Raw genomic sequence first — 14,228 nt, 5'->3', positions numbered from 1 at the left:
GCGACGACTACCTCCTCATCTTCCCCGCGTCGGGCCGTCGAGCCGCGCGGGACGGAATTGGCACCTCTCGCCGCTGTCGCGAGCGCGGTTGCCGGGGCTTCACCGGGCCGTGTCCCTCTGCCCCTCTGGATGAGTGGAACGGGCCCGACTCTACCCGGCTGCGGGGACCGCCCCCGGCCCCGGCCATGCTGGGCGCCGTGGCTGTGCGCATCGTCTACACCGACCTCGACGGCACGATGGTCGGACCGCGGGGGTCGTTCTGGCACGCCGCCGACGGCTCCCCCACCGCCGAGCCCGCCGCGGCCCTGCTGGAGCTGCACACCGCCGGGGTCGCGCTGGTGATCGTCAGCGGGCGCACCGCCGACCAGGTCACCGAGGCGGGGCGGATCTTCGCCGCCGACGGCGCGATCGCCGAGCTGGGCTCGCTGGTGACGTGGAAGGGCGGCCGGGAGCGGCACGAGCTGACCGGCGAGCTGCCCGCCGAGTACGCCGGCCGCACGCCGATGGACGTGATGGCCGAGCTCGGCGTGGTCGACGCGCTGTGCGCCGCCCACGCCGGCCGGCTGGAGTGGCACGCGCCCTGGCACACCACGCACGACGGCGACGCGCTGCTGCGCGGGTTCGTCGACCCGCTCGCCGTCGATGCGTGGCTGACCGAGCGGGGCCTCGGCTGGCTGACGCTCAAGGACAACGGCGCGATCCCCGCCTCGGCGCGGCTGCGGCTGGCGCCGGAGGGGCAGCTGGCGCGGGTCTACCACCTGATGCCGCGCGGCATCTCCAAGGGCGCGGCGATCGCCTGGGACCTCGAGCGGCGCGGCGTCGACCCCGCGGACGCCGTCGCGATCGGCGACAGCGCGAGCGACCTGGAGATGGCGCCCGCCGTCGGCCGGCTGTGGATCACCGCCAACGGCGCGGAGGTCGAGGGCATGGCCGGGCTGCTGGGGGCCGTCCCCAACGTGTCGGTGACCGCCGAGCCGATGGGCGTCGGCTGGGCCGAGGCGGTCCGGGCCTCGATCAGCTCGTGACGTCGCGCCGGGCGAAGTGGCGGAAGCCCAGTGCGGTGAAGACCGCGGCGTAGACCAGCGACTGGACGACGCCGCGGAACAGGTCCGAGGAGTCGACCGGCGTCTGCAGCAGGTCGGTCCAGGCGAACTCCTCCGCGGTGGGGAACCAGTCGCGGATGGCCCCGAGCTGCTCGACCTGGTCGAGGATCGCGAACACGACCGTCGTGAACACCGCCCCGCCGACGGCGGCCAGCGGCGCGTCCGTGATCGTCGACAGCCAGAACGCCAGCGTGCCGACGACGAGCAGGTGCACGGCGAGGTAGCCGAGCATCCCGGCCAGCCGGAGGAACCCCTCGCCCTGCGACAGGGTCACCCCGACCGGCGTCCGGATCTCGCCGAACCCGAACGCCAGGCCGCCGGCGACCACCGCGACGACGGCGAGGGTGAGCAGCGCGCCCACCGACTGGACCAGCGCCGCGAGCCACTTCTGCCGGAGCAGCCGCATCCGGGGCACCGGCGTGGCCAGCGTGTAGCGCAGCGAGCCCCACTGCGCCTCGCTGGCCACCGTGTCACCGAAGAACAGCGCGTAGACCACGACGAGGAAGAACGTCGTCGTCGCGAACAGCACGAACAGGGTGAAGTTCAGCCCGCTCGCGGTGGCGACGTCGACGAGGTTGATCCGGCTGTTGGTCTGCGCGTCCTCGCTCGCCCCCAGCTGCAGCGCGGCGATGAGGACCAGCGGCAGGGCCACCATCGCCGCGAAGACGCCGATCGTGCGGCGCCGCTTGAACTGCCGGCGCAGCTCGACCGACAGCCGCAGCGTCCGCTCGGGCCGGTAGCCGGCGACGGCGCCGGTGGGCTGGACGTGCTCGGTCGCGGTCACGACTCCCCCACGAGTGCCAGGAACGCGTCCTCCAGGCGGCGGCGCGGCGTGAACTGGTCGACGGCGACGCCCGCGGCCACCAGCGCCTGCAGCGCCGTCGCCCGCGAGGTCTCCGGGCCGAGGTCGGCGACCAGCCCCTCGTCGGTGCGCTCGACGGCGACGCCGGGCAGCGCCGACAGGACGGCGGCCGCGCGGTCGGCGTCGGCGTCGGCGGCGAGGCCGACCAGCACCGCACCGCCGGTGCCGACGATCTCCTCGACCGTCCCCTGCGCGATCTTCTGCCCCTTCGCCATGACCACCACGTGGGTGCAGGTCTGCTCGATCTCGCTCAGCAGGTGGCTGGAGACGATGACCGTGCGGCCGGTGGCGGCGTAGTCGCGGAGCACCTCGCGCATGGCGTGGATCTGCGGCGGGTCCAGCCCGTTGGTCGGCTCGTCGAGGACCAGCAGGTCGGGCAGGCCGAGCATGGCCTGGGCGATCGCCACCCGCTGCCGCATGCCCTGGCTGTAGCGGCGCACCGGCCGGTCGATGGCGGCGCCGAGGCCGGCGACCGCGATCGCCTCCTCCATGTGCGCGTCCTCGGCCGGGCGGCCGGTGGCGGCCCAGTACAGGCGCAGGTTGTCGCGGCCGGACAGGTGCGGCTGCAGGCCGGTGCCCTCGACGAACGAGCCCAGCCGGGACAGCACCGGCGCGCCGGGGCGGACCGCGTGGCCGAACACCGTGATCCGCCCGGAGTTCGGCCGGATCAGCCCCATGAGCATGCGCAGCGACGTCGTCTTGCCCGCGCCGTTGGGGCCGAGCAGGCCGAGCACCTGGCCGCGGCGGACCTCGAAGGACAGGTCGCGGACGGCGACGAAGCCGTCCTTGTAGGCCTTGGTGATCCCCTCGAAGCGCAGCGGCACGTCCTCGCCGTCGGGCTCCACCTCCGAGGTGACCCGGCGCCGGCGGCGGCCCCACAGCACCGCGGTGAGCCAGCCGAGCAGGCCGAGGGCGGCGACGGCGCCGAGCAGCCACCACCAGCGGGAGGTGCCGCCGTCGGCCTGCGGCTGCCCCTCGACGGTGGGCACGGCCAGCGCGGTGCCGCCGTTGCCGGCCCCGGCGAGGGCGACGGAGTAGACGGTGGCCTCGGCCGGCAGCGCGAAAGCCTGGTCGGTCGAGGAGACGACGACGCGCATCGTGTGCCCGGCCTCGAAGCGGTGCACGATGCCCGGCAGCGTCACGGCGACCTCGGTGGGCGCGGCCGGGTCCACCGACAGGCCGGTGAGCGCCAGCGGGGCGACCAGCCCGCCGGGCAGCGTCTGGGCGCCGTCGGGGCCGACGTCGTAGAGCTTGGCGAACAGCGTGGCGCTGCCGGTGGGCGAGGCGACGGCGAGTTCGACGGTCGGCGCGCCGACCACCTCGACCGCCTCGTCGAGCGGCTCGCTGGCGAACGCCGCGAACTGGCCGGGGATCTCCACGGCCTGGCCGCCGAGCGCCGAGGCCAGCGCGCCCAGGCCCGGGACGGTGGTGATCGCGGCCGGGGTGCCGCCGGCGGGCGTGACCACCGGCTGCGTGCCGCCGTCGAGCGCGACGCTCTCCCGCTGCGCCGGCTCCCCGCCGTCGAGGCCCGGGTAGGCGCCGGCGAGCACGCTCTGGGTGCCGCCCTGCACGCTGCCCAGCCCGCTGCCCAGGCCGGTGGGCGCGGGGAACTCGAAGCCGGTGCCGGGGTCCTCGCCGCGGGCCGGGTCGTCCTCGTCGCGCAGGTACCAGTCGAACCAGCCGGCGACCTGGTCGCGCAGCTCGGCGGTCTCCCGCTCCGAGGCCTGGGAGTCGTGGCCGCCGGCGTACCAGACGACCTTGACCGGGGTGCCGTTCGCGGCGATGCCGCGGGCGTTGGCGTCGGCCTGGCCCAGGCCGAACAGGGAGTCCTCGGTGCCCTGGACCAGCAGGGTGGGCGCGGTGATGCGGTCGAGCACCGCGGCCGGGCTGCTGCGGTCGAGCACCGCGGCCACCTCGGGCGTGAGCGTGCCCGAGGCCGCGGCGGACTGGTAGGCGGCGCAGATGTCGGCGCGGAACCGGCCGCAGGTCAGCGCCTGCTCCACCACGGCGGGGTCCACCGACGCCGGGTCGAACGGCAGGCGGGGCGCGGCGTCGCCGGAGACGGGTGCCGCGTCGCCGGTGTCACCGGAGTCCTCGCCGGAGTCCTCGCCGTCCTCGGCCTCGGCCGCTCCCCCGCCGCCGAGCGCGTCCAGCAGCCCGCCGGTGGGCACCGCGCCCACGCCGAAGAACAGCCCCGACCACAGCCGCTTGTAGACGCCGGCGTCGGCGGTCTGCGGCGTGGCGGCGACCGTCGGCGCGTCGGCGGCGCCGGTCTGGGAGGGGAAGAGCGCGGCGGTCAGCGAGTTCCAGGTGATCTGCGGCGCGATGGCGTCGACCCGGTCGTCGTAGGCGGCGCCGAGCAGCGACAGCGCCCCGCCGTAGGAGGCGCCGGCCACGCCCACCCGCGGGTCGCCGTCGCCGTCGAGGAGGACGTCGTCGCGGTCGGCGAGCAGGTCGAGCAGCGTGGACAGGTCGGCGACCTCGTAGCGCGGGTCGTCCAGGCCGATCTGGCCGGTGCTCTCGCCGAACCCGCGCGCGGAGTACGCGAGGACGACGTAGCCGCGGCCCGCGAGGTCCCGGGCGTCGTCGGCGACCGACCGCTTGCTGCCGCCGAAGCCGTGCGCGAGGACCACGGCCGGCGCCGGGTCGTCGGCGGTGGCCGAGGCCGGGAGGTAGAGCGTGGTGTCCAGCTCGACGGCGTCGGCGCCCGAGCCGGAGGGGACCCGCGCGTCCTCGGTGCGGACGTCCTCGGCGGCGGCCGCCGGGGTGGGCAGCGCGCCGACGAGGGTGCCGGTGAGCAGGAGGGCGAGCAGGGCGACGGCCACCGCGCGGGCGCCGGAGCGCGGGCGGGGTGTCACGGGCCCGCGGAACGGACGCACGCTGCGGCCAACGGACGGTGCCGCGCCGGGGTTCCGCAGGTGTCGGGACGGGGCGCGACCGGGGACGGTCAGGGCTGGAACCCGCCGGTGACGACGACGACCAGGCCCGGGTCGGCCACGCCCGGCACCTCGAAGAACCGCATCGCGGGCCCGGTGGTGATGCCCGGGAAGGCGTCCATGAGCTGCTGGGCGGACTGGCGCTGCGCCTCGTCGCCCTCGTCGAAGAAGACGGTGGTGGCGGCGACGTCCCCGCCCTCGTAGGTCCCGACGCCGGCCGTCGTCCAGCCCTGGGCGGCGAGCGCGGCGGCGACGTCGGCGGCCAGCCCGCCGGTCTGCGTGGCGTTGAGGACGGTCACCGGCACCCGCACCGGCGTGCTCGGCGCCTCCTCGACCGGGGGCAGCGGCTCGGCCGACAACGGGGGCAGCGGGCCCGACGACGGCGCCACCGACGCCGAGGCCGAGGGCTCGCTCGTGGGCGTCGCCGCCGAGCCGGCCTCCTGCGCCGCCGGGGAGGCGAAGCTGTAGACGCCGAGCACGACCAGCGCGACGACGACGACCGCCAGCAGCGCGACGCCGGTGCGCCGGCGCGGCGGCGCGTCCGCGCCGTCGGCGGCGCGCAGCGCGGCGCGGGAGACCCCGGCCCGGCGCGCGGCCTTGCGGCGCTCGGTCTCCATGGCCTGCCGCTCGGCCTCCTTCGCCTGGCGCTCGGCGCGCATCGCGGCGCGGTTGCCCACGACGCCGGTGCCGCCGGTCGGCGGGCCGGTGTCCGGCTCGGCGTCGCGGTCCCGCTGCGCGCGGTCGCGGCGGCCGGCGACCTCGCGGTCGGGGATCGCCTCGGTCAGCGGCGCGGCGGGGGCGCGGTCCCGGGTCCGGTCGCGGGACACCTCCCGCTCGGGGATCGCCTCGGTCGCCGGGGCGGGCGCCCCGGACGCCGCGCGGTCGCGGGACACCTCGCGGTCGGGGATCGCCTCGGTGGGCGGGGCGGCCGGCGTCGCGGTGCCCGCCCCGGAGGGGCTGGTCCAGTCGCGGTAGCCGTTCCCGGCGGGGGCCGCGTCGCCCGGGGTCCGGCTCGCATCCCGGGGCTGCGCGGGTTCCGCCGCGGGCGGGGTCTGCGTCCGTCCGCGGGCGGGCGGGCGGGCGGGCTGATCCCACGGGTCCAGCGGCGGCGCTGCCGGCTCGGCGGCCTCGGCGTCGGGCCGGGGGACCGCCTGGAACGGGGCGACCGTGGTCTCGGGCGGCGCGGGACGGGCCGGCGGCATGGGCGCCGGGCGGGAGACGGCCGGCGACTGTGCGGTCGGCGGCCCGGCCGCCGGCCGGTCCGCGGGGCGGGCCGGCGGCTGCGGCGCGGGCGCCTGCCGGGTGGCGGCGCCGGCGGCCACCGGCACGGGGACCCGCGGCCGGGCCGGGGCGGCGGGCTGCGCGGGGCGCGACCGGACGGCCGGCGCCTCGGGCTGCGGCGCGCGGGCCGGCGGGCGCTGCGGCTCGGCCGGGCGGACGGCCGTCGCCGGGGGCGCGGGTGCCGCGGGGGGCGTGGCCGCCGGGCGGGCGGCCACGGCGGGGCGGGCGGACCGGCCGGTGAGCCGGCGGCGGTCGGTCTCGTCCCCGGCGCCGAGCAGCGCGTCGCGGCGGCGGTCGGCGCGACTGCGGCCGGTACCGGGCGTCGTCGGGTGGTCGCTCAGCTCCGCGGCGCCCGGGTTCACGCCGGGGCCGGGCGTCGTGGGCAGGTCGGGCAGGGGCGCGCTGGGGTGGTCGGTGCGGCGCCGGCCGCCTGCCACCGGGGCTGACGGCCGGTCCGGTTGGTCACCGCCTGGTGCCGCGTGCCTGCCCACGGTCACCAAATCTAGAGGGCGGACGAGCCCTTGCCCAGCAGGTGAGGCGAACGCCGCTGCCGCCGCGCGCTGCGCAGCCGCCGCAGGCGGCGGACGAGGAGGGGGTCGGCCTCGAGCGCGGCCGGGCGGTCCACCAGCGCGTTCAGCACCTGGTAGTAGCGGGTCGGGGGCAGGCCGAACCGCTCGCGGATCGCCGTCTCCTTCGCGCCGGGCTGGCGCCACCACTGCCGCTCGAAGGCCAGCATCTCGTGCTCGCGCCGGGTCAGGCCCGCGGGCTGCGCGGGGCCCTCACCGGACTCCGAGCCCCCCGGCGGGGAGACCGCGGGGTCGGGGTCGGGGGTCATGGTCGGGTCCGTTCGATCGGGGGGAAGCCGTCACCCACAACGGTAGGCCCGGGGGGTGACAGGCCACAGCCCGAGACGCGCGGTCAGGCCGCGGCGGGCACCTGCTCGGCGGGCGCCCGACGGCCGGCGGCCCGGACCGAGCGCAGGCTGTCCACGGTGAACACCGCCAGCGCCGCCCAGACGATCGCGAAGCCGGCCAGCCGCGCCGGGGGCATCGGCTCGTGGAACACGAAGACGCCGAGCGCCAGCTGCATGAGCGGCGTGACGTACTGCAACAGCCCGACCGTCGACAGCGGGATGCGCCGGGCGGCCGCGGCGAACAGCAGCAGCGGCACCGCCGTCGCGACGCCCGAGGCCATGAGCAGCAGGAGGTGGCCGGTGCCCCCGGACCCCGCGGTCCCCCGCCCGGTGGCCTGCAGCACGCCGAGGAACACCAGCGCCGGCAGGAAGGTCACCGCCGTCTCGACGAACAGCCCCGGCGCCGCCTCCACCCGCACCAGCTTCTTGAGCAGGCCGTAGCTGCCGAAGGTGGCGGCCAGCGCCAGGGCGATCCACGGCGGCCGGCCGTGGTCGACGGTCAGGACGACGACGGCCACCGCGGCCAGCCCGACCGCGGCCCACTGCAGCGGCCGCAGCCGCTCGGCGAAGACGAGGACGCCGAGCAGCACGCTGACCAGCGGGTTGATGAAGTAGCCGAGCGAGGTCTCGACGACGTGCCCCGAGTTCACGCCGTGGACGAAGACCAGCCAGTTGGCCGCGATGAGCACCGAGGCCCCGGCCAGGACCAGCAGCGTGCGCCGGTCGGTGACCGCCGCGCGGACCAGCGCCCACCTCCGCAGCACGGTCAGCAGCACGGCCACGAACAGCAGCGACCACACGATGCGGTGGGCGACGATCTCCACCCCGCCGGCCGGCTCCAGCAGCGGGAAGTAGAGCGGGAACACGCCCCACAGCCCGTAGGCGGCGAGTCCCGCTGCCGTGCCCGCCCGCCGCTCGTCCACGGCGGGCAACCGTACGCCGAGCGATCAGGTGGTCTGGATGTAGTCGACGAGGTGGTCCCGCTCGTCCTGCAGTTCGTCCAGGCGCGCCTTGACGACGTCGCCGATCGAGACGATCCCCAGCAGCCGGCCGTCCTCGACGACGGGCACGTGCCGGATGCGGTGGTCGGTCATCGTGCGGGCGAGGTCGTGCACCGAGGCGCCGGGCACGCAGGTGCGCACCTCGGCGGTCATCAGCCCCGACACCGGCCCGTCGAGGACCTCCGGCCCGGAGGCGTGCAGGGCCCGGACGACGTCGCGCTCGGAGACGATGCCGTCGACGGTGCCTCCCCCGCGGGAGACGACGAGCGCGCCGATGCGGTGCTCGGCGAGCAGGGCGAGGGCGGCGCGGACGGGCCGGTCCGGCGCGACGGTGACGACGTCGGAGCCCTTGCGGCGGAGCAGCGAGGCGATCTGCACGGGAGCCCTCCCTCACTCGGCGGTCGCAGTGTCCACCCGCGCCGCGACAGGGGCAACGGCCCGGACGTGACGCCCCCGTCCCGGTTCCCGGGGTGGACAACGGGGCCTACCGTCGAGTCGTGCGCACCCAGCACGCCGCGCCCGCGACGTCCCGCCGCCCCACCGCCCTGCAGTGGCTCCGCTACGCCGTCGGCGGCGGGCTGCCCCGGGCCCTGTCGCCGTGGGTGCTGTCGGACACCACCCGGCCGGGATGGATCCGCCGGCACGTCGCCCGCTCGCTGGTGCAGCTCGCCCCGCTGGTGGTGATCTGCCTGGTCGCCGTCCCCGTGGGGATGGGCTACCGGCTGACCGCGGCGGCCGGGGGGCTGATGGTCGGGCTGATGTACTCGCTGGCGTTCGTGGTGGAGACCACCGAGCACCGCGTCGCCAAGGCGGGTTACCCCGCCGGCACCGCCGCCCGGCTGCGCGAGGAGCGGGCCGAGCGGGCGCGGACGGCCCGCGCCGAGCGGCACCACCCCTACCGCGTGGGCGGGGCGGGCAGCTTCGACTGAGCCGACGGGGGGACTCGAACCCCCAACCGCCCGATTACAAGTCGGGTGCGCTGCCAGTTGCGCCACGCCGGCGTACGACGACCACGATAGGGCTCGACCCGGACGACCCTGCTGCCGATGCTGACCGCGTGGCACCGATCGACGACCCGACCGGGCTCCTGCCGCTGGACCGGACCCAGCTGGACGCGCTGCGCGAGCACCTCGACGCCGTCATCGCGGCCGGGGACTGCGACCGGACCCACCGCGCCACCGACGCCTGGGCCGCCGGGCACGGCATCGCCCTCGACCGGCTGCACGAGGGGCTCGAGGAGTACGGCGGGTTCTGCGACTGCGAGGTCGTGATGAACGTCGACCCGGCCGCCGTCTTCGACCCTCAGGCGGCCGCCGGGCCCTCCCGCAGGTAGCCGGCCGGGTCGCTGCCGGGCAGCGGGCCCTCGGCCAGCCAGCGGGCGAAGCCGGCGGGGTCGCGGCGCTCGAGCTCGTCGAGGGCCTCCTGGCGGCGGCTGACGATCTGCTGCCGCGCCGCCGGGTCCAGCCGGCCGGCCAGTACCGCCGTCGTGCTCAGCCACTCGCGGCCCAGCGCCGCGGTCGTCAGGGCCGCCACCGGCGGCAGGGAGGTGACCGTCCCGACGGCCTCCCCCGGGCGGGCACCGGCCACCGGCCGCTGCGGCGCGGGCGCGGCGAACCGGCCGGGCGCCGGGGCGTCGTCGGGAGCGGCCGGCCGCACCGGGCGGCCGGTGCGCAGCAGCCACAGCCCGAGCCCGCCGAGGAAGAGCACCGCACCGGTCAGGGCGGTGAGCGCCGGGCCGCCCAGCACGGCGACGCCGGACAGGAACAGCAGCACGCCGATCGTGACCGCGCCGGCCCGCCAGGCCGCCTCCAGCGGCGTGTACCGCGGTGGCCGGCCGTCCTCGTGCGACTCGCGCGCCACGCCGCCGGCCAGGCAGGAGGTCACCACCGCGGCCAGCGCGACGGCGAGCAGCCCCGGGGGCCGCAGGGCGAGGCCGCCGACGACGGCGACCGCGACGGCGGTGAGGGCGGCGAGGCCCACGAGCAGGCGGGCGGGCAGACCGCGGGTGGACACGAGCAGCCTCCAGGAGCGCAGGCCGGGCAGCGGGGACCCGCCCGCTCCCAGGGGAGCGACCGGGCTCCCCCTCTACCCCGCGACGCTCCCGTCGCACACGGTGGTCGGCGTGTCGCGGGCGGCCGGGTCGCGGACGGCAGGATCGGCGGCCGTGGGGACCTCCGTCGTCGAGCTGGGCCCGCCGCTGGCGGTCGTCCTGGTGCTGCTCACCGTGCTGGCGGCGGCGGGCGGGCGGCTGTCCGGGCTGGGGCAGGAGCGACCGGTCGTCGTCGCGGCGCTGCGGGCCACGGTCCAGCTGGCGGCGGTCTCGGCGGTGCTGCTGGTCGTCGTCCGCTCGCTGTGGCTGTCGGCGGCGTTCGTGCTGCTGATGGTCACCGTCGCGGCGGTCACGGCAGCCGGGCGGGTCAGCGGCCTGCCGCTGCGGGCGCCCGGCGCCCCGCGCCGGGTGTGGGCTGCGGCCCTGGCGGTGGCCGGCGGGGCGGCGCCGGTGGTCGCGCTGGTGCTTGCCAGCGGCACGGTGCCGCTGCGCGGCGAGGCGGTGATCCCGGTCGCGGGCATCCTGGTCGGCGGCGCGATGACGGCGACGTCGCTGGCCGGCCGGCGGCTGCGCGAGGAGCTGACCACCCGCCGCGGGGAGGTCGAGGCGGCCCTGGCGCTCGGCCTGCTCCCCCGCGACGCCGTCCTCGAGGTCGCCCGGCCCTCCGCCGCGACCGCCCTGCTGCCGCCGCTGGACCAGACCCGCACCGTCGGGCTGGTCACGCTGCCCGGCGCCTACGTCGGCGTGCTGCTCGGCGGGGGCAGCCCGCTGGCCGCCGGCGCCGCCCAGCTGCTGGTCCTCGTGGGGCTGCTGGCGGCCGAGGTGGCGGCGGTCTGGGTGGTCACCGAGCTGGTCGCGCGGGGCCGGGTGCTGCCCGACCTCCCCCGCTGAGGACGTCCAGACACCTCACAGGCGCTCCGCAGGGCCCCGCCAGACGCCGCGCCGACAGTGGTCCCCAGAGCGGCGGACGGCCGCGCAGGAGGAGGACCACAGCAGTGAACGGACACCCGTACCCGAACCCGGCGCAGCCGACCGGTGCGACCCCGGGCTGGACCCCGCCGCCGTCCGGCGACTCCTGGTACCCGCCGGCCGGCCCCGCGACGGCGACCCTGCCGCCGCCGGCGGGCGCCCCTGCGCCGGCCCCGGGGAAGCGGCGGGCGGGCCGGCTGCGGATCGGCGTCGCCGGACTGCTCGCCGGTGCCCTCGTCGGCGGCGGCGCCGGGGCGGGGGTCGTCGCCCTGACCTCCGGCGGCGGGAGCGGCGGCAGCGGAACGGCGGCCGCGGCGCAGTCGGTGGTCATCACCGACCCCGAGAACGCGACCGCGGTGACCGCCGCGGCCGCCAAGGCCTCGCCCAGCGTCGTCACCGTCTACGTCACCAGCGGCTCGGGCTCGGGCAGCGGCTCGGGCGTCGTGCTCTCCGACGACGGCTACGTGCTCACCAACAACCACGTCGTCACGCTGGACAGCAGCACCGGCGACGCCGCCATCCAGGTGCGCACGTCCGACGGCACGCTCTACGACGCCACCGTCGTCGGCACCGACCCGACCTCGGACCTCGCCGTCATCCGGCTGCAGGGCGCCGAGGGGCTCACCGCGGCCACGTTCGCCGACTCCGACGACGTGCAGGTCGGCGACCTCGCCGTCGCGATCGGCGCCCCGCTCGGCCTGTCCGACACGGTGACCGACGGGATCGTCAGCGCCACCGACCGCGCGGTGGCCACCGGCTCCACCCGGGACGACGCCACCGTCATCGACGCGCTCCAGACCGACGCCGCGATCAACCCCGGCAACTCCGGCGGCGCCCTGGTCGACGCCTCCGGCGAGGTCATCGGCATCAACACCGCGATCGCCTCGGTGGCCTCGGGCGCGCCCGGGTCGTCGGGCCAGAGCGGCAACATCGGCGTCGGGTTCGCGATCCCGAGCAACACCGCCCAGCGGATCGCCGAGGAGATCATCGACACCGGCTCGGCCACCCACGCCGTCCTCGGCGTGAACGCCCAGACCGCCGGCGGCACCGGCTCGTCCGAGGTGGGCACCGGCGCGCAGGTCGTGCAGGTGCAGCCCGGCGGGGCCGCGGCGGAGGCGGGCCTGCAGGCCGGCGACGTCGTCACCGCGGTCGGCGACCGGGCGGTGACCACCTCCACCGAGCTCACCGCCGCGATCCGCAGCTCCGCCCCCGGCGCGCAGGTGCAGCTGACCGTGCAGCGCAGCGGCGGGACGTCGACGGTCGAGGTCACCCTCGGCAGCAGCGCGGGCTGACCCCCTCCAGCCCGGGATGGCACCCTCCCCGCCTCTAGGCTGGGGAGGGTGTCGTCGTCTGTGAGCGTCCCGCTCGCCTCCTCGCTCGACGACCCGGAGCGCGCCGCCGGACTACGACGGATGAAACGGCTGGCCACGGGGCTGTTCCTGCTCGCCGCGGCCGTCTTCCTCGCCTGCGTGCTGCTCGGCGACACCGCCGGGCCCTGGGTCGGGTACGTGCGGGCCACCGCCGAGGCCTCGATGGTCGGCGCGCTGGCCGACTGGTTCGCCGTCACCGCGCTGTTCCGGCACCCGCTGCGGCTGCCGATCCCGCACACGGCGATCATCCCGCGCAAGAAGGACCAGATCGGCGCGAGCCTGGGCACATTCGTGCAGGAGAACTTCCTGACCCGCTCGGTCGTCGAGGAGAAGCTCGCCACCATCGACGTCCCCGGCCGGCTCGGGAACTTCCTCGCCGCGCCCGGCCGCGCCGAGCGGCTGGCCGGCGACGCCGCCGCCGGGCTCTCCGGCCTCACCGACCTGCTGCGCGACGACGACCTGCAGCAGGCCGTCTCCGGCCTGGTCGACCGCAAGCTGCACGCGACGCCGGCCGCGCCGGTGCTGGCCCGGGTCCTGGAGCTGGTGGTCGACGGCGACCGGCACCAGGAGGTGCTGTCGGCGGCCCTGCGCTACCTCGCCCGGTTCCTCGAGGAGAACCGCGTCGTCTTCCGCGCCCAGCTCGGGGACGCCTCGCCGTCCTGGGTGCCCAACTGGGTCGACGACCGGGTGTTCGACCGGGTGTTCGCCGGCGTCGAGGGCTTCCTGGAGGAGGTCGGCGAGGACCGCGAGCACGAGCTGCGGCGGGTGTACGACGCCCGGCTGCGCGCCTACGTGCACGACCTGCGCACCGACCCCGACACCGCCGCCCGCGTCGAGGGGTTCAAGAAGGAACTGCTGGACCACCCGGCGGTGCGCACCTGGTCCTCGTCGCTGTGGACCACCGCGAAGACCTCGTTCCTCGCCGCCGCCGCCGACCCGGACTCGGAGCTGCGGTCCCGGGTGACCGGCATGATCCGCGACGCCGCCCGGCTGCTGCAGACCGACCCGCTCGTGCGCGAGCGGGTGCAGCGGCAGTCGGTGCGGGTGGCCGGCTACCTGGTGGAGCGCTTCGCCGGCGACCTGGCCGACGTCGTCGGCAGCACCGTCGCCCGCTGGGACACCGAGGAGACCAGTCGGCGCATCGAGCTGCAGGTGGGCCGCGACCTGCAGTTCATCCGCATCAACGGCACCGTCGTCGGCGGCCTGGCCGGGCTGGTCATCTACACCCTCGCGCAGCTGCTGGGCTGAGCTCAGACCAGCCGGAAGCCGCGCCACGCGAAGCCGGGCGAGACGACGCAGGTGACCAGCACCTCGTCCTCAGCCGGGTCGGTCGCCTGCCGGGCGCCGGCGGGCACGAGCACCTGCGGGTGGGCCGCGTCCAGCACGGTGCGCTCGTCACCCACGTGCAGCACCAGCGCGCCGGGGCCGTGCCAGAGCCACAGCTCGTCGGCGTCGACGGTGTGCGGGGCCGATCGCTCCCCCGGCGCGAGCAGGAACAGGATCGCCGTCGCGGCCGGGCGGTCGCCGACCGCCGCCGGCGAGGTCCAGGTGCGCCGGTACCAGCCGCCCTCGGGGTGCGGCTCCAGCCCCAGCCGGGTTGCGGTGGCCGCGACCGGCGAGCGGGGCCCGGAGGGTCCCCGAGGAGGGACGCGTCCGCCGGGGCTCACGGCGTCAGGGGGGACGGCACCTGGCCGCGTGGCTGCGACCGACGAGCGGGGCCCGGAGGGTCCCCGAGGAGGGACG

General features: G+C 77.3%; 14 protein-coding genes, 1 tRNA gene and 1 riboswitch. Of the genes, 6 read left to right on the top strand and 9 right to left on the bottom strand.

The genetic code is table 11. The annotated features are described in order from the left end of the window. Positions 1-12: 12 nt before the first annotated feature. Positions 13-136: riboswitch (SAM riboswitch) on the bottom strand. Positions 137-197: 61 nt separating this feature from the next. Continuing rightward, complete coding sequence (locus ACI8AR_RS22435) at positions 198-1,025, top strand: HAD family hydrolase (protein ID WP_457052962.1); 828 nt, start codon at positions 198-200, stop codon at positions 1,023-1,025. On the opposite strand, the gene ACI8AR_RS22430 is transcribed toward ACI8AR_RS22435, so the two are convergent. From ACI8AR_RS22430 to ACI8AR_RS22405, 6 genes are all read right to left on the bottom strand, one after another. Next, the gene (locus ACI8AR_RS22430; RefSeq protein WP_457052961.1) at positions 1,015-1,887 is read right to left on the bottom strand and encodes an ABC transporter permease; all 873 of its coding nucleotides are present in this window, start codon (positions 1,885-1,887) and stop codon (positions 1,015-1,017) included. The two genes, ACI8AR_RS22435 and ACI8AR_RS22430, sit on opposite strands and share 11 nt — an antisense overlap. Next, entirely contained in the window at positions 1,884-4,823 is a 2,940-nt protein-coding gene (locus ACI8AR_RS22425; RefSeq protein WP_457052960.1) for an alpha/beta fold hydrolase, read from the bottom strand. Before ACI8AR_RS22425 ends, ACI8AR_RS22430 begins: the two co-directional genes overlap by 4 nt. Positions 4,824-4,912: 89 nt before the next feature. Further along, the gene (locus ACI8AR_RS22420; protein ID WP_457052959.1) at positions 4,913-6,619 is read right to left on the bottom strand and encodes a LytR C-terminal domain-containing protein; all 1,707 of its coding nucleotides are present in this window, start codon (positions 6,617-6,619) and stop codon (positions 4,913-4,915) included. Between the two features lie 65 nt (positions 6,620-6,684). After that, positions 6,685-7,017, bottom strand: coding sequence for a DUF3263 domain-containing protein (locus ACI8AR_RS22415; protein WP_456936768.1), 333 nt, complete (start codon positions 7,015-7,017; stop codon positions 6,685-6,687). An 83-nt stretch (positions 7,018-7,100) separates the two neighbouring features. Beyond that, positions 7,101-8,018, bottom strand: a complete 918-nt coding sequence (rarD, locus tag ACI8AR_RS22410; RefSeq protein WP_457052958.1) for an EamA family transporter RarD — start codon at positions 8,016-8,018, stop codon at positions 7,101-7,103. Positions 8,019-8,042: 24 nt separating this feature from the next. Continuing rightward, a complete protein-coding gene (locus ACI8AR_RS22405; protein ID WP_457052957.1) occupies positions 8,043-8,474 on the bottom strand; it encodes a CBS domain-containing protein in 432 nt (143 codons plus the stop codon). Positions 8,475-8,593: 119 nt separating this feature from the next. Here ACI8AR_RS22405 and ACI8AR_RS22400 point away from each other — a divergent pair, with 119 nt between their 5' ends. After that, positions 8,594-9,025, top strand: coding sequence for a DUF5313 family protein (locus ACI8AR_RS22400; protein WP_457052956.1), 432 nt, complete (start codon positions 8,594-8,596; stop codon positions 9,023-9,025). Here the strand turns inward: ACI8AR_RS22400 and ACI8AR_RS22395 are convergent. Further along, positions 9,025-9,097 (bottom strand) — tRNA-Thr (locus tag ACI8AR_RS22395). The genes ACI8AR_RS22400 and ACI8AR_RS22395 overlap by 1 nt on opposite strands. Positions 9,098-9,153: 56 nt before the next feature. Here ACI8AR_RS22395 and ACI8AR_RS22390 point away from each other — a divergent pair. Continuing rightward, a complete protein-coding gene (locus tag ACI8AR_RS22390; RefSeq protein WP_457052955.1) occupies positions 9,154-9,429 on the top strand; it encodes a DUF2695 domain-containing protein in 276 nt (91 codons plus the stop codon). Here ACI8AR_RS22390 and ACI8AR_RS22385 read toward each other — a convergent pair. Continuing rightward, positions 9,399-10,109, bottom strand: a complete 711-nt coding sequence (locus ACI8AR_RS22385) for a hypothetical protein (RefSeq protein WP_457052954.1) — start codon at positions 10,107-10,109, stop codon at positions 9,399-9,401. The two genes, ACI8AR_RS22390 and ACI8AR_RS22385, sit on opposite strands and share 31 nt — an antisense overlap. A gap of 151 nt (positions 10,110-10,260) precedes the next feature. Here ACI8AR_RS22385 and ACI8AR_RS22380 point away from each other — a divergent pair, with 151 nt between their 5' ends. The 3 genes from ACI8AR_RS22380 (at position 10,261) to ACI8AR_RS22370 (ending at position 13,733) form a co-directional block, all read left to right on the top strand. Beyond that, on the top strand, positions 10,261-11,037 hold the full coding sequence (locus ACI8AR_RS22380) for an ABC transporter permease (RefSeq protein ID WP_457052953.1): 777 nt from the start codon (positions 10,261-10,263) through the stop codon (positions 11,035-11,037). Positions 11,038-11,141: 104 nt separating this feature from the next. Next, positions 11,142-12,407 (top strand): S1C family serine protease, encoded by a 1,266-nt coding sequence (locus ACI8AR_RS22375; protein WP_457052952.1) that lies wholly within the window; start codon positions 11,142-11,144, stop codon positions 12,405-12,407. A gap of 60 nt (positions 12,408-12,467) precedes the next feature. After that, positions 12,468-13,733 carry a DUF445 domain-containing protein gene (locus ACI8AR_RS22370; RefSeq protein WP_457052951.1) on the top strand — a complete coding sequence of 422 codons (1,266 nt, stop codon included), beginning with the start codon at positions 12,468-12,470 and terminating at the stop codon, positions 13,731-13,733. Positions 13,734-13,735: 2 nt separating this feature from the next. Here the strand turns inward: ACI8AR_RS22370 and ACI8AR_RS22365 are convergent, their stop codons facing one another. Continuing rightward, entirely contained in the window at positions 13,736-14,152 is a 417-nt protein-coding gene (locus tag ACI8AR_RS22365; protein WP_457052950.1) for a cupin domain-containing protein, read from the bottom strand. Positions 14,153-14,228: the final 76 nt, after the last annotated feature.

The sequence above is a fragment of the Geodermatophilus sp. SYSU D01036 genome (assembly GCF_054050435.1).
The sequence above is the reverse complement of the archived record's forward strand: the minus strand, read 5'-3'. Positions and strand labels throughout refer to the sequence as shown.

Coding starts and splice junctions, on each gene's coding strand:
- ACI8AR_RS22415 (WP_456936768.1), bottom strand. CDS start 7,017: ATGACCCCCGACCCCGACCCCGCGGTCTCCCCGCCGGGGGGCTCGGAG.